The 22,664-nt window shown below is 71.1% G+C and carries 16 protein-coding genes; 13 read left to right on the top strand and 3 right to left on the bottom strand.

Annotated elements, in window-relative coordinates; translation table 11 throughout:
- Window positions 1–204 precede the first annotated feature (204 nt).
- From QUY26_RS09390 to QUY26_RS09380, 3 genes are read left to right on the top strand one after another with little or no spacing between them, the layout of a single operon-like run.
- Complete coding sequence (locus tag QUY26_RS09390) at window positions 205–1,815, top strand: ABC-F family ATP-binding cassette domain-containing protein (RefSeq protein ID WP_289944966.1); 1,611 nt, start codon at window positions 205–207, stop codon at window positions 1,813–1,815.
- Between the two features lie 34 nt (window positions 1,816–1,849).
- Window positions 1,850–2,509, top strand: a complete 660-nt coding sequence (locus tag QUY26_RS09385) for a histidine phosphatase family protein (RefSeq protein ID WP_289944964.1) — start codon at window positions 1,850–1,852, stop codon at window positions 2,507–2,509.
- Window positions 2,510–2,521: 12 nt separating this feature from the next.
- Complete coding sequence (locus QUY26_RS09380) at window positions 2,522–3,442, top strand: ADP-ribosylglycohydrolase family protein (RefSeq protein ID WP_289944962.1); 921 nt, start codon at window positions 2,522–2,524, stop codon at window positions 3,440–3,442.
- A gap of 124 nt (window positions 3,443–3,566) precedes the next feature.
- Here the strand turns inward: QUY26_RS09380 and QUY26_RS09375 are convergent, their stop codons facing one another.
- Window positions 3,567–5,123 (bottom strand): MFS transporter, encoded by a 1,557-nt coding sequence (locus tag QUY26_RS09375; RefSeq protein WP_289944960.1) that lies wholly within the window; start codon window positions 5,121–5,123, stop codon window positions 3,567–3,569.
- 126 nt (window positions 5,124–5,249) lie between these two features.
- Between QUY26_RS09375 and QUY26_RS09370 the strand changes: the two genes are divergently transcribed.
- From QUY26_RS09370 to QUY26_RS09360, 3 genes are all read left to right on the top strand, one after another.
- Window positions 5,250–5,864 carry a TetR/AcrR family transcriptional regulator gene (locus QUY26_RS09370; RefSeq protein WP_289944958.1) on the top strand — a complete coding sequence of 205 codons (615 nt, stop codon included), beginning with the start codon at window positions 5,250–5,252 and terminating at the stop codon, window positions 5,862–5,864.
- Window positions 5,865–5,970: 106 nt separating this feature from the next.
- The gene (locus QUY26_RS09365) at window positions 5,971–6,672 is read left to right on the top strand and encodes a ribonuclease HII (protein ID WP_289944956.1); all 702 of its coding nucleotides are present in this window, start codon (window positions 5,971–5,973) and stop codon (window positions 6,670–6,672) included.
- A 77-nt stretch (window positions 6,673–6,749) separates the two neighbouring features.
- Window positions 6,750–7,421 (top strand): hypothetical protein, encoded by a 672-nt coding sequence (locus tag QUY26_RS09360; protein ID WP_289944954.1) that lies wholly within the window; start codon window positions 6,750–6,752, stop codon window positions 7,419–7,421.
- Between the two features lie 299 nt (window positions 7,422–7,720).
- Here QUY26_RS09360 and QUY26_RS09355 read toward each other — a convergent pair whose 3' ends face one another.
- Both QUY26_RS09355 and QUY26_RS09350 read right to left on the bottom strand, forming a co-directional pair.
- The gene (locus QUY26_RS09355) at window positions 7,721–8,356 is read right to left on the bottom strand and encodes a hypothetical protein (RefSeq protein WP_289944953.1); all 636 of its coding nucleotides are present in this window, start codon (window positions 8,354–8,356) and stop codon (window positions 7,721–7,723) included.
- A gap of 212 nt (window positions 8,357–8,568) precedes the next feature.
- A complete protein-coding gene (locus tag QUY26_RS09350) occupies window positions 8,569–10,755 on the bottom strand; it encodes a RecQ family ATP-dependent DNA helicase (RefSeq protein WP_289944952.1) in 2,187 nt (728 codons plus the stop codon).
- A 133-nt stretch (window positions 10,756–10,888) separates the two neighbouring features.
- Between QUY26_RS09350 and QUY26_RS09345 the strand changes: the two genes are divergently transcribed.
- The 7 genes from QUY26_RS09345 to QUY26_RS09315 all read left to right on the top strand — a co-directional run bounded on the left by QUY26_RS09345 (window position 10,889) and on the right by QUY26_RS09315 (window position 22,541).
- Window positions 10,889–12,679, top strand: coding sequence for a DUF4192 domain-containing protein (locus tag QUY26_RS09345; protein ID WP_289944950.1), 1,791 nt, complete (start codon window positions 10,889–10,891; stop codon window positions 12,677–12,679).
- Between the two features lie 216 nt (window positions 12,680–12,895).
- Window positions 12,896–15,001 (top strand): glycogen debranching N-terminal domain-containing protein, encoded by a 2,106-nt coding sequence (locus QUY26_RS09340; RefSeq protein ID WP_289944949.1) that lies wholly within the window; start codon window positions 12,896–12,898, stop codon window positions 14,999–15,001.
- Between the two features lie 131 nt (window positions 15,002–15,132).
- Complete coding sequence (locus tag QUY26_RS09335; RefSeq protein WP_289944948.1) at window positions 15,133–15,894, top strand: NUDIX hydrolase; 762 nt, start codon at window positions 15,133–15,135, stop codon at window positions 15,892–15,894.
- Window positions 15,895–16,108: 214 nt separating this feature from the next.
- Window positions 16,109–18,307: an ATP-binding cassette domain-containing protein gene (locus QUY26_RS09330; protein ID WP_289944946.1), complete on the top strand. Its 2,199-nt coding sequence runs from the start codon at window positions 16,109–16,111 to the stop codon at window positions 18,305–18,307.
- Window positions 18,308–18,469: 162 nt separating this feature from the next.
- Entirely contained in the window at window positions 18,470–19,360 is an 891-nt protein-coding gene (locus QUY26_RS09325) for a FadR/GntR family transcriptional regulator (protein WP_289944944.1), read from the top strand.
- A gap of 650 nt (window positions 19,361–20,010) precedes the next feature.
- A complete protein-coding gene (locus tag QUY26_RS09320) occupies window positions 20,011–21,558 on the top strand; it encodes an RNA polymerase sigma factor (RefSeq protein ID WP_289944943.1) in 1,548 nt (515 codons plus the stop codon).
- Window positions 21,559–21,698: 140 nt separating this feature from the next.
- Window positions 21,699–22,541, top strand: a complete 843-nt coding sequence (locus tag QUY26_RS09315) for a S1 family peptidase (protein WP_289944942.1) — start codon at window positions 21,699–21,701, stop codon at window positions 22,539–22,541.
- Window positions 22,542–22,664 lie beyond the last annotated feature (123 nt).

Raw genomic sequence — 22,664 nt, 5'->3', positions numbered from 1 at the left:
GTGTCTGTCCGTCTGTGCCGGTCTGTCTTTCCTGCTGTGCCGGGCGTGGCCGCGAACTCGGCCGCCCTGCGCCGGGCTGACATCATCACTCAACTGCTACTGCTGTTGCATTAGCGCGGGCGACTGTGTCACACTCATCGTAATGCGACAAGCGTTGCGTTTGGTTGCGGCGTGCGGGAGCGCATGAACGGGAACGGGGGATCCATGCCTACACAAATCTCGGTACGTGGCGTGACGAAGACCAGGGGCGAACGCCTCCTGCTCGGCGATGTGTCCTTCACGGTCCGGCCCGGCGAGCGCATCGGGATCGTGGGCGAGAACGGTGCGGGAAAGTCGACCCTGCTGAACCTCCTGGCCGGACGTGACCAACCGGACGCCGGTGAGGTGGTCACGGTTGCCGAGGGTGGCGCGGGGTTCCTCGCGCAGACCCCGCAGCTGCCTGCGGACCGTTCCGTGGGGGACGCGATCGACGCGGCCCTGTCCGAACTGCGAGCCATGGAGCGGCGGTTGCGCGAGCTGGAGGGAAGCCTCGGCGCGGCATCCGAGGCGGTGCTCAGCGAGTACGGCGACCTGCTCACGGCCTTCGAACTGCGCGGCGGATACGAAGCCGACGCGCGCGTCGACAAGGCCATGAACGGCCTCGGGCTCGCCCACATGGACCGCGGGCGGGAGCTGGGCAGTCTCTCAGGGGGTGAGCAGGCCCGCCTCGGCCTGGCCTGCTTGATCGCCGCCGCCCCCGAAGTGATGTTCCTGGACGAGCCGACCAACCACCTCGACGAGAACGCCCTCGACTGGCTGGAGACCTCCCTCCTGGCCCACCACGGCACGGTCGTCGCGGTCTCGCACGACCGGACCTTCCTGGAGCGCGTGGCCACCGCGATCCTCGAAGTGGACGAGGCCCGCCGCGCGGTCGTGCGATACGGAGGCGGGTACCAGGGCCTGCTGACCGAGCGCGCGGCGTCGAGAAGGCGCTGGGAGCAGGCCTACGCGGAGTGGTGTGAGGAGACGCGACGGCTGGAGGAGTTCGCGGCGACCACGGCACACGCGGTGGCTGGTGGCCGGGGCATGAAGGACAACAACAAGATGGCGTACGACCGCGCGGGAGGCCGCGTGCAGGCCTCGGTCGCCGGGCGCGTGCGCAACGCGCAGGAGAGGCTGCGCCGACTGCGCGACCACCCCGTGCCCAAGCCGCCCGAGCCACTGCGCTTCGCCGCGCGCCCGGAGACAGGTGCCGTGGACGGAGACCTGGTGTCGCTGCGGGGCGTGCGGGTCGGGGACCGGCTCTCCGTCCAGGAGCTCACGGTGTCGGCAGGCGAGCGGCTCCTCATCCACGGCGGCAACGGCGCGGGCAAGTCCACTCTGCTGCGCACCATGGCAGGCGTGCTCGAACCGGACGAGGGCTCCGTCGTCCGCCGGGGCCGGATCGGGTACCTCGCCCAGGAGATCCCGGTGCACCGCCCGGCGGAGCGCGTGCTCGAGACCTTCGGGAAAGGCCTGCCGCTCACCGCCGAAGAGAAGGCCGAACTGCTGCTCTCCTACGGTCTGTTCCACACCCGGGACCTCCATGTCCCCGTCGGCTCGCTCTCCGCCGGACAACGCCGGAGGCTCGGCCTGGCCCGGCTGCTCGCCAGGCCCGCGGATCTGCTCCTCCTCGACGAGCCGGGCAACCACCTGGCACTGGCTCTCGTGGAGGAACTGGAGGAAGCCCTCGAGCAGTGGACAGGAGCCCTCGTGGTCGTCTCGCACGACCGGCTCCTGCGCGGCCGCTTCACCGGGCGAATACGCCGGATGGAGTCCGGAGTGCTACCCGCCTGACCCGCCCGAGGGCCCGCCGATCTAGGGTCGACGCATGGCACGACCGCGGCGCATCGTCCTCGTCCGACACGGCGAGTCGGCCGGCAACGCCGACGACACCGTCTACGAACGCGAGCCCGACCATGCCCTGGCACTCACCGAGCCCGGGTGGCGCCAGGCGGAGGAGACCGGGAAACACCTGCGGGAGCTCTTCGGCCAGGAGCGGGTCAGCGTGTATGTCTCGCCGTACCGCCGCACCCACGAGACCTTCCGGGCCCTGCGCCTCGACCCCGACCGGGTGCGGGTCCGGGAGGAGCCGCGACTGCGCGAGCAGGACTGGGGGAACTGGCAGGACAGGGACGACGTCAAGCTCCAGAAGGCCTACCGCGACGCCTACGGCCACTTCTTCTACCGCTTCGCCCAGGGTGAGTCCGGTGCGGACGTCTACGACCGCGTCGGATCCTTCCTGGAGAGCCTGTTCCGCAGCTTCGAGGCCCCTGACCACCCACCGAACGTCCTGCTGGTCACCCATGGGCTGACCATGCGGCTGTTCTGCATGCGCTGGTTCCACTGGTCGGTGGCGGAGTTCGAGTCGCTGTCCAATCCCGGCAATGGCGAGACACGGATGCTGCTGCTGGGCGAGGACGGCAAGTACACACTCGACCGGCCGTTTGAGCGCTGGCGTGAGCCGGAGCCGTACGGCATCACCGGATAGAGTGACAGGGCGATGACCGCTGACCTCTCTCCAGACGAGCGCCTGGACCGCGCCCTCGCCAGCCTGCGTGGTCTAGCGGTGGGAGATGCACTGGGCTCCCAGTTCTTCGTGCCCGCGCACTACCCACTGCTCAAGGGGCGTGAGCTGCCCGACGGCCCTTGGGCCTGGACCGACGACACCGAGATGGCCTGCTCCGTGCTGGCCGTCCTCGCCGGTCACGGCAGGATCGACCAGGACGCGCTGGCTCGCTCCTTCGCCGAGCACCACCACACCGAGCGGGGCTACGGCCCTGCCGTGGACCAGTTGCTCGGCCGGATCCGGGGCGGCGGGGACTGGCGGGAGCTGGCCTCCGCCCTGTTTAAGGGGCAGGGGTCCTGGGGCAACGGCGCGTCCATGCGGATCGCTCCGCTCGGTGCCTGGTACGCCGACGACCCGGAGCAGGCGACCCACCAGGCGGAGATCTCGGCCTACCCGACGCACCAGCACCGCGAAGCCGTCGTAGGGGCCATGGCGGTGGCCGCCGCGGCGGCACTGGCCGCCGCCCCCGCGGGGCCGCCGGCTCCCAAGGCGCTGCTCGACGGGGTCATCGACCTCGTTCCTCGGAGCGCTGTGGGTGCCGGGCTGCGCAGGGCCCGGGACATGCTCGACTACGGCGACGCCGGGACGGTGGCGGCGGTGCTGGGGTGCGGGCGCCGCACGACGGCGCACGACACGGTGCCGTTCGCGCTGTGGTCTGCGGCGCGTGCGCTGGGCGACTACGAGAAGGGCTTCTGGGCGACCGTGCGAGTGGGCGGTGACATGGACACCACTTGCGCGATCGTGGGCGGGATCGTCGCCGCGGGAGCCGGGGCCGCAGCTGGTGGGGCGCCCCCGGCCGCATGGCTGGAGCGGACCGAGCCGCTGCCCGCTTGGCTGCCGGTGGCTGCTGGCTGAGAGCTGGATGAGGCTGGCATCCGTGCGCTGAGGACATGCGTGAGAGGACCGCAGGGGTGAGCTGACCGCGTGTGTGCCGGGCTGGTCTCGCCGTCGCGAACGGCCCGGCACACACGCCCCCCCGTCAGCCCCCCGCTGGACCTGCCGCGCTCGCCGTACCGGAGAGGGCGTCCAGGTCGCTCTTGCGGACTCGGATCACGAGCAGGGCCGTGATCAGGGCCAGTACGGCCATGCCGACGGCCGGCAGGAAGGCCGTGGAGATGCCGGTGGACAGCACCTCGTGGCCCCAGGGAGCGGGAAGCTCTCCCGATTTGGCGAACTCGGCCTTCTGCTCCGGGGAGGCCTTCGCCATGAAGTCCGGGATCTGCTCCTTGGCCTCGTCCCGGCTCGCCGTGCCGAAGACCGTCGTCAGGATGGACAGGCCCAGCGAACCGCCCACCTGCTGGGTCGCGTTGAGCAGCCCGGATGCGGCTCCCGCCTCGTGCACGGCGACGCCCGACACCGCGGTCAGCGTCAGCGTCACGAAGTTCAGCCCCATGCCGAAGCCGAACAGGACCATCGGCCCGAGGACCCCGCTGACGTACGAGCTGTCCGGAGTGATGAACGTCTGCCATCCGAGACCGAGGGCGACGATGGCGGAGCCGGTCACCATGAACGGCTTGGGTCCGAGAACCGGCAGGAACCGCTGCGACAGACCCGCACCGATCACGATCGCCACCGTCACCGGGAGGAAGGCGAGACCGGCTTCGATGGGGGTGTAGTTCAACACGTTCTGCACGAAGAGGACGATGAAGAAGAACATGCCGAACATGGCGGCAGCCAGGCTGAGCATGATCACATAGGTGCCCGACCGGTTGCGGTCGGCGAACATCTTCAGCGGTGTGATCGGTTCCTTCGCCCGGCTCTCGATCAGGACGAAGGCGGCGAGCAGCACGACCGCCGCGCCGAACGACCCCAGGGTCAGACCGTCGCGCCAGCCGTCCTCGGACGCCCGGATGAAGCCGTAGACGAGCGCGGCCATACCGGCGGTCGAGGTCAGCGCGCCCACGAAGTCGAAGCGGCCGGGATGACGCTCGGACTCACTGATGTAGAGCGGCGTGAGGAAGGCGATCAGCACGCCGATGGGCACGTTCACGAACAGCACCCAGCGCCAGTCCAGCCACTCGGTGAGCATCCCGCCCGCCAGTAGACCGATCGCGCCGCCACCGGCGGAGACGGCTGCGAAGACGCCGAACGCGCGATTCCGTTCGGGCCCCTCGGGGAACGTCGTAGTGATCAACGCGAGCGAGGTGGGCGACGCGATCGCGCCACCGACGCCCTGCAGGGCCCGGGCCGCCAGCAACTGCCAGGGTTCCTGGGCGAATCCGCCGAGCAGCGAGGCGAGCGTGAAGAGCAGGATGCCGGTCATGAAGACGCGGCGGCGACCGAGGATGTCACCGGCGCGGCCACCGAGAAGCAGCAGGCCGCCGAAGGTGAGGGTGTACGCACTCACGACCCAAGTGAGGTCTGTCGTGGAGAACTTGAGCGCGTCCTGAATGTGCGGGAGCGCGATGTTCACAATCGTCGCGTCCAGGACCACCATGAGTTGGCAGGCGGCGATGATGGTGAGCGCTATACCGGGTCGGCCTTCTCGTCGGGCCGCGCCTGGCTTCTGATCTTTACTTAACTGAGAGGTTGTCACTATGAGTCCCCCACAAGTGCGTTAGTGAACGTAGACGTTCACTGTCGCGGCCTACGGTAGTGAAACCCTGACAGTGAACGCAAGCGTTCACTGGATCTGCCTTGATTGCTCAACGGAGATGTGTAGATGGTTACTTCGCGTTGGACTCCTGCCTCCGCGCAGGCGGTCTCCTCGCGCCGCCGGGGCCCCGTGCTGGAGCGCGCGATTCTCGAGTCCGCGCTGGAGCAGCTCAGTACGGTCGGTTGGAGCGGGCTGACGATGGAGGGGGTCGCTGCGGGTGCCCAGACGGGCAAGGCCGCGGTGTACCGGCGCTGGCCGTCCAAGGAGGACCTCGTTGTCGACGCGCTGCAGGCCGGGCTGCCGGACCTGGCGGGAGTTCCGGACTGTGGAAGTGTTCGTGAGGACCTGCTGCAACTGTGTCGCCAGATGCGTGCGGCCATGACGTCACGCCCCGGCTATGCCCTCATGGCCGTTCTTCACGAGTGCGACACGGCAACTGCGGAGCGTTTCCATACGGTGATCGTCGAGGGTGTCATCGGACCGAGTGTGGAACTCATCAGAGAGGTCATGCGGCGTGGAATGGAGCGCGGGGAAGTGCGTTCCGGAGCGATGGACCCGTTCGTCTGCGATGTGATTCCAGCGATGATGATGTATCGCTCCAAGGTGTGCGGGAGCGAATGGACGGACGAGGAATTCATCAGCCTGATCGATCAGGTCATGGTGCCGCTGTTGCGTGTGTAGCGCGGGAGGCCGAGGCGCATGCGCGGGGCGTTGGCGTGAAACCGGACAGAGCTCGGCGAACCGGGGTGTCGCGAGTGGTCATCGGCGGCGTACGCTGTCTGGCGCCATGCCGTACGAAGCACCCACCCACACCGTCGAGCGCTCCCTGCGCGCCACCACCGGAGCGAAGATCATCGCCGGTGTCGACGAAGTCGGACGCGGGGCGTGGGCGGGACCGGTCACCGTCTGTGCGGCGGTGACGGGACTGCGCAGGCCACCCGCAGGGCTCACCGACTCCAAGTTGATCAGCCCCAAGCGGCGTGCCGAGCTCGCCGAGGAGCTGGAGGGCTGGGTCACGTCACACGCTCTCGGTCATGCCTCGCACGAGGAGATCGACGACCTGGGCATGACGGCGGCGCTGCGGCTGGCCGCGGTCCGTGCCCTGGAGGCCCTGCCGGTCCGTCCGGAGGCGGTCATTCTCGACGGGAAGCACGACTACCTCGGGGCGCCGTGGCGGGTCCGTACGGTCATCAAGGGCGATCAGTCCTGCGTCGCCGTCGCCGCCGCGTCGGTGATCGCCAAGGTTCGGCGCGACAAAATGATGGCCGAACTGGGCATCGAACATGCAGACTTCGGTTTTGCGGCCAACGCCGGTTATCCGTCGCCGGTGCACAAGGCCGCGCTGGCGGAACGGGGGCCCACCCCCTACCACCGGCTTACGTGGGCGTATCTTGATGCGCTGCCCCAGTGGCGGCATCTCAAGAAAGCCCGCAGCTGGGCGGAGGGAAACGTTCCGGAAATCGAGGGCCAGCTCGGCTTTGACTTCTGATGTTTTCCGCAGTTCCGGTCGCACTCATGTGCCACCCGCCGACGCGTGTCGCGTCGGCGTTTGATAGACAACAATGCATGCCTCTCATTCCCGAGGAGCCTCAGATTCACGAGAGTGCCCAGGGTCCCCGCGCCACGCCGGCCAACAGCCGTAACGCGCCGACCCCCCGCCCCGTACCCGGCCCGCGTCCCGCGGCGCCGCCGCGGCCCGGACGTCCGGGTCCCGCACGGCCGACGCCGCCCGCGCAGCGCGCGACGCGCGAACCGGCCGCCAAGCCCGGGCCCACGGCCCTGGCCCCCACGCCGGAGCCCACAGCTCCGGCTGCCCCCGAAGCCTCCGGCGTCGACACCGCCGCGGCGCTCCCGCAGATTCAGCTGATCCCGGCCTCTGTCGAGGGTGCGCTGGACGCTGCCGAGGAAGCCGTCGACCTGCTGCTCGACTCGGGCCGCGCCCCGGGTGACGTCCTGGTGATCACCACCGGCGAACCGCACCCGTGGGCGACGCACGAGCTGTCCTTCGGCGAAGACGCCTACTGGGCTCAGCACGATGCGGGCGACGACGTCTTCTACGCCGACGCCGCCGTCCTGGCCCGTGCCGCGGCTCGTCCCGTGGTCGTCGTGGCCCTGAACGGCGGCAGCGAAGAAGCGGCCGTCGCGGCCCTGCCGACGGCGCTCACCCGGGCCGGAACCCTGCTGGTCGTCTGCGGCGACCCGCAGCGGATCAACGCGATGCTGGGTGCGGGCGTCTGACGCTCCCGCCCGGCGGCCACGCCGCGGCCTCGTGCCGCGGCGCCACGCGCCGCCTCGCGCTGGACGGCGACCACCCGCGGGGTCCCTCGCTGCACGCCCATGTGACGCGTGAGGCCGAAACGTCGCGTGTGATGTCGTTGGTGCTTGGTGCTTGGTGCTTGGTGCTTGGTGTCGGCTGACGCCTGCGTCGGTTCCCCGTGGTGATGCACAGGGGTGCAGTCGTGGTGCTCGGCGACGCCAGGTGTGTCCGACAGCGGCCTACCCGCACCAACCCTGGTGCCGCGCAGCCCTGCGATGCCTCAGCGAGCGGCGACGCGACGTAACAACTCCGATGGCGCCCCACCCATGCGCGGCGGAGGCGTCTCGGCCTCGGCAAGGTCCTCAGGACGCGAACCAGCGGTCGGCCGACGGCCCGCGCGGCCCTCGCCGAGCACCTGCCAGCCCTCCCGGGTCAGCGTGATGTACGCCCCGCAGCGCAGCCCGTGCAGCGTGCACGCGTCTCGCAGGCCCCACATCCACGCGCCGTCCTCCTGCGTCCATAGCCCGTCCCCGTCCCTGCAGTAGAGCAACACGGCCGTACGCACCGGGGTACGGCGGCGCAGATCGTGCGGGATGACCCGGCGCAACTGCGCGAGCAGGGCGTTGCGGAACACCCAGCCGTCGGCCACACTCGACCGTCTCGCGAAGGACGCGGACGCCCTGACCCGCTCCTCCTGGTCGAGGACGGCGACGACCGCCGTGGCCGGAGTGGGCAGGTGCCGGGCGTGCAGTCCGCTGACGACCTCGCGAGGGTTCCGCAGCAGCGGGATCTCGGCGGCCGACCACTCGGCGGGCTCGAGGAGGCGGGTGGGCGACAGAGCGGGATCGGGTATCGCGGCGGCGGCCGATGAATCCGACGTCGATGCCGCTGTGGACGGAGTGAATCCGAAGGTCACGATCCTCCCTTCGGCTACACGCCCTGCTGAGGGCGGCGTCGGATTGGGGCGCACCGCGGCAGAGGCCTCCTGGACCACGGGAGCCGCGCGGGAGCGCTTCCAATTCTTCCCGTCGTACTGGCTTGCGGCAACGAGCAATTGAAGCCGTCGCCCTGTATTCGGTGATACGTCGCGCATATCCCTGCCCAGAGCGTCCCTCGCCCAAGCCCGATTCACCCCTGCACAGCCAGGACCAGCGGCAACACCCCCTTGGCTCCGGCCTGCCGCAGCATGCGCGCCCCGACAGCGAGCGTCCAGCCGGTCTCCGTCGAGTCGTCCACCAGGAGCACGGGGCCGTCCGCCTCTTGGAGGGCCGCGGCCAGCGAGGGCGGCACGGTCAGCGTGCCGTCCAGGGCTCGCAGCCGCTGAGCGCTGTTGCTCCTCGGCACGTGTGCGGTCCCGGTCCCGTCGGCGTACTCCATTGAGCCGAGCAGCGGAAGTCGCCCGATCTCCGCGATCCGCGCGCCCAGGGACTGGATCAGCTGCGGCTTGGAGCGCGAGGCCATGGTCACCACGCCCACCGGGCGCGGCCCCGCGTCGGAGCTCCCCGAGGCCCAGCCGCCCGGCCCCTTCGCCCAGGCGGCCAGGACTTCCACGACAGCCTTCGACACATCGTCCGGAACTGGCCCGTCCGGAGCCTGGGGCGCGAGCATCGGCCGCAGCCGGTTGCCCCAGCCGATGTCCGAGAGCCGGCCCAGGGCCCGCCCCGGAGCAGCCAGTTCACCGGCCGGGATGCGTCCCTTCAACGTCATGCCCACGGCTGCCAGGCCCGTGGGCCACATCTTCCTCGGCTCCACTTCGACACCCGGGCGGGCTAGCTCACCGCGTGCCGTCTCCAGCGCCGCGGACGAGACGTTGTCGTTGAACCGCCCGCCCGCGCAGTTGTCGCAGCGCCCGCACGGCGCGGCTTCTTCGTCGTCGAGCTGGCGCCGCAGGAACTCCATGCGGCAGCCGGTCGTCATCGCGTACTCCCGCATGGCCTGCTGCTCCGCCTGCCGCTGCTTTGCCACCCAGGCGTAGCGCTCGGTGTCGTACGTCCACGGCCTGCCCGTGGAGATCCAGCCTCCCTGGACACGCCGGACCGCGCCGTCGACGTCGAGGACCTTGAGCATCGTCTCGAGGCGTGACCTGCGCAGTTCGACGAGAGGCTCAAGGGCCGGAAGTGACATGGGCCGGTCTGCTTGCGCCAGCACGTCCAGGGTGCGCCGCACCTGCTCCTCGGGCGGGAAGGCGAGCGAGGCGAAGTAGTTCCAGATCGCCGTGTCCTCCTTGCCTGGCAGCAGCAGGACTTCCGCGTGGGCGACGCCGCGACCCGCTCGGCCCACTTGCTGGTAGTAGGCGATCGGAGACGAAGGCGAGCCGAGGTGGACGACGAAGCCCAGGTCCGGCTTGTCGAAGCCCATCCCCAGCGCGGAGGTGGCGACGAGGGCCTTGACCCGGTTGGCGAGCAGGTCCTCCTCGGCCTGCTGCCGGTCCGCGTTCTCCGTCTTGCCCGTGTACGAGGCGACGGTGTGCCCGCGATGGCGCAGGTACGCCGTCACTTCCTCGGCCGCGGCCACTGTGAGGGTGTAGATGATCCCGGAGCCCGGCAACTCGTCGAGGTGGTCGGCCAGCCAGGCCAGCCGGTGTGCCGCGTTCGGCAGTTGGAGCACGGCGAGGCTCAGGCTCTCCCGGTCGAGCGGGCCGCGCAGGACGAGGGCGTCCGACCCGCCGCCGGTGCCCAGCTGGTCGGCGACATCGGCTGTCACGCGGGCGTTGGCCGTCGCCGTCGTGGCCAGGACCGGGACGCCGGGCGGGAGGTCGGCGAGCATGGTGCGCAGCCTGCGGTAATCGGGGCGGAAGTCGTGCCCCCAGTCCGAGATGCAGTGGGCCTCGTCGACCACGAGCAGGCCCGTCGCCGCGGCCAGCTTCGGCAGGACCTGATCGCGGAAGTCCGGGTTGTTGAGCCGCTCCGGGCTCACCAGCAGGACGTCCACCTCGCCCGCCGCCACCTCGGCCTGGATGGTGTCCCACTCCTCCGTGTTGGACGAGTTGATCGTGCGGGCGCGGATGCCGGCGCGCTCGGCCGACTCCACCTGGTTCCGCATGAGCGCGAGCAGCGGAGACACGATCACGGTGGGGCCGCTGCCCTGCTCCCGCAGCAGCGCCGTCGCGACGAAGTACACGGCGGACTTGCCCCAGCCCGTCCGCTGCACGACGAGCGCCCGGCGCTTCTCGGCGACCAGCGCCTCGATCGCGCGCCACTGGTCCTCGCGCAGCCGGGGGCCGTCCGGCGGGGCCTCGCCGGAATCGGGGGAGGGGCCGCCGACGAGGCGGGCGAGGACGGCGTCGGCCGCCGTGCGCAGGTCTTCGTTGCTCATGGCTCCATGCAACCTGATGGGTACGACATCGGGCGAACGAGTCCGCCAGTCTGTGGATAACTCTTGAAGTGCCCCTGATCATGGTTATCCACAAGGTCAACCGGAATGGTGGGATCCGGTGCAGAGTCGGCGCATGACGAATCACAGCGAATCAGTCGACCCGATCGAAGACCCCGCCGAAGGCTCCCTCGAAGGTCCAGGCACTGACCCCGTCACGCAGCCCGTGGTCACCCTGCGCACTCCCGCCGAACTGGCCGACGCCTTGCCGTACTTGCTCGGCTTCAGGCCCGAGAGCAGCGTCGTCCTCATCGCGCTGCACGGCCGCAGCGGACGGTTCGGCGGACGGGCACGCCTCGGAATCCCGACGCGTGCGGAGGACTGGCCGGCCGTCGCGGAGCAACTGGCGCAGTGTCTCGTGAGCGGCTGCGAACGGCGCGAGGCCCGACCGGACGGCGTCGTCGCCTTCCTCTGCCAGGAGCCGGGAGGGTCCGCGGGGGACACCTCCGGGCAGTCCGGGCGAGGAGTGGCCGGGGGCGCCTTCGAGGATTCCGGGCGGGGAGAGGACGCATTCCGAAATTCCGAGCGGGGAGAGGCGGGGACCGCCCCCGCGAACTCCGGGCGGCAGGTCGTGGAGCGCCTCCGGCCACTGGCTCAGGCCCTGCGGACCGCCTGTGGCAGTCTCGACGTCCCGGTCCTGGAGGTCGTCTGCATCTCGGACGGACGCTTCTGGACGTACTGCTGCCCTGACCAGCGGTGCTGCCCGGCAGAGGGTACGCGGATGCTCCCTACGGGCACCTCGGTCCTCGCGGCGGCCACCGCGTACTCGGGACGTCTGGTGGGCCTCGACCAGGGAAAACTGCGGGCACGACTCACACCGTGGCGAACCGAGGCCGCAGCTGCTCAGGAGAGCGCGCTGCACGGGGCGGCCATCGCGCTCCTGCCCAGGATCCTGGACGAAGGCGGCCACGATGAGGTCGCCGACGAGACGATCGACCTCGCCCGCCGGGTGATGGCTCGTCTCGCCGAGGCGCCCGTGAAGGGCGATCCGCTGGACGCGGACCTTCAGGACGACGAGTTGCTGGCCCATGACGAGGCGGCCGCTCTGATCCTCGGCATCCAGGACCGCACGACCCGGGACCGGGCGGCGGAGTGGATGGAGGGTGCGGAAGCGAAGCCCGCCCTCAGGCTCTGGCGGGCGCTCGCACGCCGCTGCGTCGGCCCTTTCCACGAGCACGCGGCGGCGCCGTTGACCCTCGCCGGCTGGGTCGCCTGGTCCCTGGGCGACCTCATCGAGGGGCAGGAGGCGCTGACGATGGCCCTGAAGGCCGACCCGCACTACACCTTCGCGCTCCTGCTCCACCCCGCCTGCGGTGCGGACGAGGATCCCGAGCCCATTCGCCGCATTTTGCGTGGTGAGCGGGCCGAGCGAGAGTCGGAGGAGCCTGAGGTCCCGCTCGTCCCGGAGGGCTTCATCGACCTGGAGGCCCCGATCGACGCGGAAGCCTCGATCGACTCGGAGCCCCCGGCCCCCGCTCCCTTCGACGGACTCGGTGCCGATCGGGGCGCTGCTCTCGAAGAGGTCCCCGAGCTCCTGGGAGGCTCCGAACTTCCGGAAACCACGGACCGGTTGAGTACCGCCGCCCCGGCTCCCGCTGGCGCATCCCTCTCGACTCCGGCTGCCGCCGCTTCCGCTGCGACAGCCGCCGGTGCGGGGGCCGATGCAGGTGCAGGTGTCAGTTCCGACGCGGGCCCCGACGTCGTGGCAGCCGCTGAACCCAGGGCTGACGCAGGCGTCGGCTCCGCGTCCCCCGCCTGCCGCCGTGCTTCCCGTTCCACCGGGAGGGCCCGCCCGGGCGGTGCCGCGGGAACGGGGCCGCGGCACCGGCGGCCTTCTGCCCGGCGGGACACGAGGAACCGCAGGTGAACACGGGAGACGGGCGCCGGAGTCGGCGACCGGTGCGGGCCCGGGCCGTGGCGGCCGTCGCGGCAGTGCGCCGCCGTATGGGCGGCTTCCTGCGGTGTGTGCGTGACTTGGGGCGGCCCAGGCCCGTTCACCTGAGTGGCGGTACCCACGTCCGGGTCGCGCCGCTGCACCGCGACCGAGTCTCCGCAGCGCAGACAACGCAGAAGAGGCCGCCCCATGCACGTTCCCGCCCCGTCTCCTGCCACCGGCTTGTCCGGCCTCTCCGGCAGGTCCAAGAGATCCGACGGCGGGCAGGACAACAACATCCGCCTGCCCGCCCCGGCTGCCCGGCGCCCACCCGCCGGACAGGCTCCCGCCGCCGTCTCACGTCGTCCGGGCGCGCTGCCGCCCGTGCATGCCTCGCTGGTCTGTGTCGCGCTGCCCGCGTTGGCCGTCTCCACGGACCAAGGGCAACTGAACGGCCGGGGGCTCGAAGGGTTCTACCGCTCGGGCCGACGCATGCTGTCACGCTGCCAGGTGCGTGTGGCCGGGCGGGAACCAGTCGCCGTGCAGGCGCGGATGCTGTCGGCCGACAGCGCTCGCTTCGTGGCCACGGTCCTGCCGTCCACCGAAGGCGGGCCGGATCCGGACGTCGTCGTGGAGCGGACCCGGCACGCGGACGGCACGGAGCGGATCACGCTGCACAGCGCGGCCAGCCGTCCCCTGCGGCTGCCCGTCGAGGTGTCGCTCGGCACGGACCTCGCGGAACTGGGCGCGGTCGCTTCGGGCCGAGCAGGCCCGGAACTGCCGGCCAGCGTCCACGACTCCGGCATGCGTTGGTCCTCGGGGAAGGGCCACTGCGTCGTCACCGCCGTTCCGGCGCCCAAGGATGCGTTGGCCTCCGCCGGGCTGCTCCGCTGGGAGGTGCAGCTGCCCCCGGGAGGCAGCCAGAGTGTGGAGCTGCGGGTGCGCCCGGACGGCGGTGGGCCGGTGCGGCCGGTGGGACACGGCGCGAGCAGCCCGCTGTCCCCGGCCCGTGCGGTCGGCGACGAGCCGACGGTGGGGCGGCTCCTGGAGACCTCCACCGCGGACCTGAGGGCGTTGCTGCTGCGGGACCCCGCGCATCCCACCGACGTGTACGTGGCGGCCGGGGCACCCTGGCGCTGCGGTCTCGCTCCCGCCGAAGCGCTGATGGCGGCCCGGATGGCCCTGCCGCTCGGCACCCGGCTCGCCGTCGGCACACTGCGCACCCTCGCCCGCAGCCAGATCAGCGCACCGGGGTCCCGGGCGGGCATGATCCCGGGACCGATGCGCAACGCGGGACCACTGCTGCCGCCCGGCTGCACGGGCATCGAAGCCACGCTCCTGTTCCCTGCGCTCCTGGCCGAGGCCTGGCGCTGGGGGGCGCCGGAAGCCGACGTGGAGGAGTTGCTGGCGCCCGCGGAGCGGTGCCTGCGGTGGCTCCTCGGTGCTGTCGACAGCAGCGACTTCCTCCAGGACCCCCACCCCGGCGGCCCTGCACGCTGCGAGACCCAGGCCCACGCCCACCGTGCGGCGCTGCTCGGCGCCGACCTGCTCGACGCCCATGGACGTGCGGGCGCCGGCGAGCTGCGGGAGTGGGCGGGGCGGCTGCGCGCCCGGTTCCGGAAGGAGTTCTGGGCGGCCGACCGGGCAGGGGGCAGGCCCGCGGCGGCACGGTTGTCGGACGGCCGACTGGTTCCGTACCTCACCGGGAGCGCGGCCCACCTCCTGGACACGGGACTGCTCGGGTCCGGGGCCCTCGCACCCGGCCTGCTCGACAAGGTGCAGACGGAACAGGTCGCCAGGTTGTTCGGCGGCCCGGCCATGGACTCTGGCTGGGGACTGCGGAGCATGGGCGTGAAAGAGGCCGCGTACAACCCGTTCGGGCACCGGAGCGGGGCGGTGCGGGTGCACGAGACGGCCGTCGCGGTCGCGGGACTGGCCGCGGCGGGTTACGAGAAGGAAGCGGGGTCACTGCTGCGCGGAGTGCTCGCCGCGGCTGAGACCTTCGGCCATCGCCTGCCCGAGATGTACGCGAGCGAGCAACGCGCGGAAGGCGGTGCACCGCTGCCGCACCCGGCGGCGTGCCGCCCGGCGGCGATGACCGCGGCCGCCGGGGTCCAGCTCCTGACGGTGCTCGCCGGAATCCGCCCCGACGCCCCGGCGGGCACGGTCACGCTGAACCCCGTCCGCAGCGCCCCCCTGGGAGAGCTCGGGCTGACGGCGCTGCGGGTGGCGGGAGCCCCGTTCTCGGTACGGGTCAGCAGGCTCGGGCTCGCCATGGTCGAGGAAGCGGCCGACCGGCTGCAGTTGGGGGTGTGAGAGCGCTGGACGACGGTGTGGAGGGTGCGGCGGGCGACGGCCGAGGACCCCGGGAAGCGGGGCCGGAAGTAGATGGTGCGGGAGATGACGTAGGAGGTGTTTATCGTCAGGCAGACGACTATGATCGCGGCATGTCGCCCTACGACCCGTCGGCCTTCCCGCCCTTTGCTGTCACCGTCGACCTGGTCGTGCTGACCGTGCGTCGCCACGCGCTGTGCGCGCTGGCCGTGCGTCGCGGTGAGTCACCGTTCCAGGGGCGTTGGGCGCTGCCCGGCGGGTTCGTACGGCCCGACGAGGACCTTTCGGCGGCAGCGGCGCGGGAGCTGGTCGAGGAGACAGGGCTCTGCGCCCATGATCCGGACAGCCCGGTTCAGGCCAATGGGGCGCACTTGGAGCAACTGGCGACCTACGGCGACCCGAAGCGGGATCCGCGCATGCGAGTGGTCAGTGTCGCGCACCTCGCGCTCGCGCCCGACCTGCCCGCGCCCAGAGCGGGCGGTGACGCGAACAGCGCGCGCTGGGCGCCGGTCGACGCCCTGCTGGCCCAAGGCGGGTACGGCCGCGAGGGCGAACAGGCGACGCCCCTCGCGTTCGACCACGCGCAGATCCTCTCCGACGGAGTGGAGCGCGCCCGTTCGAAGATCGAATACTCCTCCCTGGCCACGGCGTTCTGCCCGCCCGAGTTCACGGTCGGTGAACTGCGCCGGGTCTACGAAGCCGTGTGGGGCGTGGCGCTCGACCCGCGCAACTTCCACCGGAAGGTGACGGGCACGCCGGGCTTCCTCGTCCCCACCGGCGGCACGACGACCCGCCAGGGCGGCCGACCGGCTCAGCTCTTCCGGGCGGGGGGCGCCACGCTCCTCAACCCGCCGATGCTGCGACCGGACGTCTGAGGGCCCCTGGGCCGCGTACCGCCCGTTCCTGGCTGCCTGACGGGGTGGGCCGCTCGACGTCTCAGGCACCGCGGTTGACACCCGCGGCTCATGCCCTGAGCGAAAAGCCGGAAATGTCGCGTTATCTTGCTGCGGTACCCACGGGGTTCGTCCGTCCCCGATCCGGCGGACTCGCCCCGGCCGCCGAGCGGTCGCACATCCCGCGAGAGAAGCGATGATCCAGGCCATCGGACTGACCAGCAAGAGTCGCAAGGAGCTCCCGCCCGCTGTCGACGACGTGTCCTTCGAGGCGCACGCGGGCCGTGTCACGGCGCTGCTCGGCGCCGTCGGCGCGGGCAAGACGACGGTGCTCAGGTTGATGCTCGAACTCCAACAGGGCCGCGGGATCACCTACTTCAGGGGTCGCCCTCTGCACCGCATCGCGCACCCCTCCCGGGAGGTGGGTGTGCTGCTCGGTGAAGTCCCCGGTCATCCGGCCCGCTCGGTGCGAGGCCAACTGCGGATGCTCTGTGCCGCCGTCGGCGTGCCGGCACTGCGTGCTGACGACGTCCTGGAGGCCGTCGGGCTCGTCAGCCTCCGCGAGCAGCCGCTCGGCACGCTCTCACGCGGCATGGACCGCCGACTCGCGCTTGCCTGCGCCCTGCTCGCCGACCCGCACTCCCTTGTCCTGGACGATCCAGCCGATGGGCTTTCGGCCCGGGAGAGCAGTTGGTTGCACAGCTTCCTACGGGCGCACGCGGCCCGTGGCGGCGCGGTCCTGTACACCACCGACGACGCCAAGGAAGCCGCGCGTACCGCTGACCGGGTCGTCACGCTCGACGCCGGACGCGTCGTCGCCGACCAGGAGGCAGGAGAGTTCGCCCGCACCAGGCTGCGACCCCGCGTGGCAGTCCGGACGCCGCACGCCGCGCGTCTGGCCGCCCTGCTGACCAAGGAGGCGCGCGCACGCCGAAGGCGCGTGGAGGTGGTGGAGGAGGACGGCAACAGGCTTGCGGTGTACGGCAGCACGTGCGCGGATGTGGGCGAGGTCGCGTTCAGGCACGGCGTTCTCGTTCATCATCTGGCGGACGAGATCGGGGACGCGGGGGCGTCGGCGGGCATCGGGCGGATCTCGGGTGCGGAGCGTGAGCCGGAGGTGGAGTCGAAGCCGACAGCGCCGGAGTGCAAGCCCGGCACACCCACCGGGAGCCCCCTGCGCACCCCGCGAGGTGGCGGCGTCGTCCTGCCGGAAGTCACCCACTCGCCGGACGTCCCCCTCCCGTTGGCGCCTTCGCCGGACCCGGCGTCGACCGCTCAACTCCCCTCCGGCGAAAGGGAGGACGCCAGAGCCGTCCAGCCTGACGCGGAGCCTCCGGCGGACCCTGGCGCAGAGGCGGAGCCCGCCGCGCGGGCCGAGACGTCCGCCACCGGGGCCCGGGAGATGTCACGGGACGAGCCACAGGATCAGCCGGAACGTCCAGCCGCACCCTCACCCCGCCTCATCCCGCTCCGCCCACTGGACGGCGATGATGCACCCGCCTCCGCGACCGCCCCGCAGACCCCCGGGGAGCCCCGGCCCCAGGCTTCGAATCCGCACCGATCCTCGTCCCGGCCCTCCCCACCCCCCACGTCGCCTCTGCCGCCCCCCATCGCCGTCCGCCCGGCGCGCGGCCCTCTGCGCCCCCTGCGCTACGAGCTGTGCCGTGCCACCGGAATCGGCACGGGGTACCTCACGGTGGCCGCCGTCATCGTCGTATCCGCGCTGCTGTGCGTCTTCCTCGGCCGCACCGGGCACACACCGCAGCCCCGGCTGCTTGCGGCCTGGCCCACGGAACTTCCGTTGCCGCCCGCGGCGCTCGGAGCCGGTCTTCTGGGCGCACTCGCCTTCGGTGAGGAGTTCCGCCACCCCGCCCTCGCCACGGACCGAGGCACCGTCCCGCGCCGCCTCGGACTCCTCGCCGCGAAACTCGTGGTCGCCGCAGCCACCGCCCTGCTCCTCGCCGCCCTGACCGTGGGCTGCGACGCCGCCGTGCTCCACCTCGTATACGGACCGGAGCTCACCGGAGTTCCCGCTGACTGGCTTTCCTTGAGCGCGAGTTGGATCACCTTCATGATCGGCTGCGCTTGGGCGGGGGTTCTGGCGGCCGGTGTGTTCCGTTCCACCACCGCCGGGCTCGCCGCCGTCGTCGCCGTTCCGGTTGTCGTCGTACCCCTCGTACAGAAAGGGCTCGCGGGCCCATCTGTGCGATCGGCGGTCGGTCTGCCAGGGCGATTGCGTCAGCTCGCGCTCGTGGAATGGCCCTTCGGGGTCGAGCGGTATCTGGCCGGGGGATTCCGGATGGTGGCTCAACCCGTCGGCGGCGCAATGATGTTGTCCGTCACGGCTCTGCTCTGCGCTTATGTGCTCACGGCGACGCGAAACAGGGCGAGGTGACCGCAATCTGCTGGCTTTCGTTCCCGCATTGCGCGCAACTCTCCGTGAGGCGGCCACTTCTTTCCGATAACGCGTCAATTGGAGCGAGGTAAGCGATCACCCTTTCGTGTGCTTTTCACCAAAGACCTCAAGGGACTTGAGGGCCAAGCCGACAACTCATCCGTGAGTACCCTTGCGCACACCATGATGACCACCGCCCGTTCCGCAGACGCCGGCCTCGCCGGTCCGGCGGGCGATCTCGACCGCTACCCCTACGCGGAGGCTCCCGGCGCCGACCGCGTGGTCGCCCCCCTGTGGGACGGCGCGGACCAGGACCTGGGCCGCGTGGGACGACGAGCCGCAGGCAACCGCGGCCGCGGACTGCACGGCCAACTGGTCCAGCAGCTGGGCCAGATGATCGTCTCGGGTGACCTCGGAGCCGACCGGCCCCTGGTCCCGGAGGAGATCGGCCAGCGGTTCGAGGTCTCCCGCACCGTCGTCCGCGAATCGCTGCGCGTACTGGAGGCCAAAGGCCTCGTCAGCGCCCGCCCGAACGTCGGCACGCGGGTCCGCCCGGTCAGCGACTGGAACCTGCTCGACCCGGACATCATCGAATGGCGGGCGTTCGGCCCGCAGCGTGACGACCAGCGCCGCGAACTCAGCGAGCTGCGCTGGACCATCGAGCCCCTGGCCGCCCGCCTCGCCGCCGGGCACGGCCGCGAGGAGGTGCAGCAGCGGCTCGCCGACATGGTGGAGATCATGGGGCACGCGCTGGCCCAGGGCGACTCGATCACCTTCTCCCGCGCGGACGCCGAGTTCCACTCGCTGCTCATCCAGGTCGCGGGCAACCGCATGCTGGAGCACCTCTCCGGCATCGTCTCCGCCGCACTCCACGTCTCCGGAGGACCCGTCACCGGCTGCGACCGCCCGACCGAGGCTTCCCTGGTGCACCACTCCCGGATCGTCGACGCCCTCGCGGCGGGCGACGGAGCCGGTGCCGAGGCCGCCATGCGGCAGCTGCTCACCGTGCATCCGGAAGTGGAGCGCGTGGTGCCCGCTCCTCGCGAGCACTGACCCCTCCCGCGTCAGCGCGCGTCCCGTGCCCGCCCCCGCAGCATCGTTTCGCTGCCTCGACACCGCCGCCCGTGCCGCCGGACTCCCGCGCTCCGTCAGGGGCAGGGCGGGTCCGGCGGCAGTGGCGGGGAATGACGCGGCGAATCGCGGGAAGCCGATGACTGCGTACGGGGTCAGCGGCCGCGAGCCCTGGCGCCCGGGTGGCGTACCGGTCCGAGCCGAAGGACGCTGACGTACACAAAGGGATGCTGGCGTACACCCCACGGACGTCGGCGGACATCGAAGGATGTTGATGCATGCCGGGGAATGGTGATGCGGCCGTGAGTGGGTCGCCACAAGCCCGTCCATGAGGGCGCCGACGTGCGCATCCGACGGGAGGATGACTGAACCCTCGTCGCTTCTGACCGCATCTAGAGGCTTTTGAGTGCTTACGAGGTGTGACTCGGGCCACGTAGATTGGGCGTAACGCTCCTACGAACAGCGCGATGACCTAAGAGGTGATAGCCGAGGAGGGAATACAGCCGTCGTTCACGGCGCTGTCCGAGCTCCACGGCCCCGCCCGCGCCGTCGGCCCAAATCCCCAGCCGTCGGTCGTCGGCTCCGGTCCACAGTGGACGGGGCCGGAAGCCGTTTTCCAACGTTCCGAGAGGTTGTTCGTGTCGGCCAGCACATCCCGTACGCTCCCGCCGGAGATCGCCGAATCCGTCTCTGTCATGGCGCTCATCGAGCGGGGAAAGGCTGATGGGCAGATCGCCGGCGACGACGTTCGTCGTGCCTTCGAAGCTGACCAGATCCCGGCCACTCAGTGGAAGAACGTTCTGCGCAGCCTCAACCAGATCCTCGAGGAAGAGGGTGTGACGCTGATGGTCAGTGCCGCGGAGCCCAAGCGCCCCCGCAAGAGCGTCGCAGCGAAGAGCCCGGCCAAGCGCACCGCGACCAGGACGGTCGCGGCCAAGACCACCACGGCGAAGCCGGCCACCTCCGCGGCCGCGCCCGAGAAGCCGGTCGCCGCCGAAGCCGCCGAGGACGGTACGGCCAAGAAGGCCGCTGTCAAGAAGGCGACCGCCAAGAAGGCCGTCGCCAAGAAGACGACCGCCAAGAAGACGGCGGCCAAGAAGACCGCTTCCAAGAAGGAAGCCGGTGAGCTCCTGGACGAGGAGGCCACCGAGGAGACCCCTGCCGCCGGCAAGCCCGGCGAGGGCGAGCCCGCGGAGGAGGGCGCGCAGGGCTTCGTGCTCTCCGACGAGGACGAGGACGACGCGCCCGCACAGCAGGTCGCCGCCGCGGGCGCCACCGCCGACCCGGTCAAGGACTACCTGAAGCAGATCGGCAAGGTCCCCCTGCTCAACGCCGAGCAGGAGGTCGAGCTCGCCAAGCGCATCGAGGCGGGCCTGTTCGCCGAGGACAAGCTGGCCAACGCGGACAAGCTGGCGCCGAAGCTCAAGCGCGAGCTGGAGATCATCGCCGAGGACGGCCGCCGCGCCAAGAACCACCTCCTGGAGGCCAACCTCCGCCTGGTGGTCTCCCTCGCCAAGCGCTACACCGGCCGCGGCATGCTCTTCCTGGACCTCATCCAGGAGGGCAACCTCGGTCTGATCCGCGCGGTCGAGAAGTTCGACTACACCAAGGGCTACAAGTTCTCCACGTACGCCACCTGGTGGATCCGTCAGGCCATCACCCGCGCCATGGCCGACCAGGCCCGCACCATCCGCATCCCGGTGCACATGGTCGAGGTCATCAACAAGCTCGCACGCGTGCAGCGCCAGATGCTCCAGGACCTGGGCCGCGAGCCCACCCCGGAGGAGCTGGCCAAGGAACTCGACATGACCCCGGAGAAGGTCATCGAGGTCCAGAAGTACGGCCGGGAGCCCATCTCCCTGCACACGCCGCTGGGCGAGGACGGCGACAGCGAGTTCGGTGACCTCATCGAGGACTCCGAAGCCGTCGTTCCGGCCGACGCGGTCAGCTTCACGCTGCTCCAGGAGCAGCTCCACTCCGTGCTCGACACCCTGTCCGAGCGCGAGGCGGGCGTCGTCTCCATGCGGTTCGGTCTCACCGACGGTCAGCCGAAGACCCTCGACGAGATCGGCAAGGTCTACGGAGTGACGCGCGAGCGCATCCGCCAGATCGAATCGAAGACGATGTCGAAGCTGCGCCACCCGTCGCGTTCGCAGGTCCTGCGCGACTACCTGGACTGAGCCGCGTCACAGTGCCCCGGAAAGGCCCGGAGTCCCGCACGGGACCCCGGGCCTTTCGCCTGCCCGCGTGGCGCACGTGCGGGGCATGGGACCGTAGCTGACTCTGGGTGTGCGATTGCAACCCGGAGTGAGGAGATCGCATGCGTCGACCCATCGCCCGATCGCTGGTGCCCGCGCTGGTCCTGGGGGTCGCGGCAGCCGCGCTGCCGCTGGCCGGCACGGCCCCTGCGGCGGCCGACAGCGTCATCATCGGAGGCAAGCCGGTGCGGGTGGCCGACAGTCCGTGGACGGTGGCCCTCGCGAGCCGTGACCGGTTCGGAGGTACGCGGTCGGGCCAGTTCTGCGGCGGTGTCGCGATCGCGCGCTCGACGGTCCTCACCGCGGCGCACTGCATGCGCGAGGAAGTCCTCGGGGTGCCCGTCGGTGACGTACGGGACCTCAAGGTCATCACCGACCGAGAGGATCTGGCCACGAACGCGGGGAGCGAGATCTCCGTGAGCCGCGTGCGGATCAACCGGGACTACGACAGCTACACCAACGCCGGTGACTTCGCGGTGCTGACCCTCGCGCAGCCGTTGCCGCAGAGTCACGTGATCGGGACAGCGGGTGCCGGAGACGCCGCCTACAACGCCGGTACGAGCGCCACGGTGTACGGCTGGGGTGACACCACGGGGCGGGGCGACTACGCCCGGTCGCTGCGTGCCGCTGACGTGACGGTCCTTGCGGACGAGGTGTGCGAGGAGGCCTATCCCGGTAGTGCTGACGGCACGTACATGGCCGCTTCCATGGTTTGTGCGGGGGAACCGCAGGGTGGCCGGGACGCCTGTCAGGGCGACAGCGGTGGGCCGCTGGTCGCGCGGGGGCGTCTCATCGGGCTGGTGTCGTGGGGGGACGGCTGCGGCCGCGCGGGCAGCCCGGGGGTGTACACCCGGATCTCGGACGTCCTGCGGGCCATGAGACAGGGCATGAGACAGGGCCAGTGAGTGAACGGCCCGTGCGGGGCGCTGGGCGGCCCGTACGGGCTCGTTGGGCGCCGGGACCGCCCGGGCGGGACGGTCGGCCGGGGATCGCGGGTTCCCGGGGCCCCTGAGGAACGAGAGCGGGCG

The sequence above is a fragment of the Streptomyces flavofungini genome (genome assembly GCF_030388665.1).
In the GTDB taxonomy this organism is placed as follows: domain Bacteria; phylum Actinomycetota; class Actinomycetes; order Streptomycetales; family Streptomycetaceae; genus Streptomyces; species Streptomyces flavofungini_A.
This window is presented reverse-complemented; position numbering and strand designations above follow the sequence as displayed.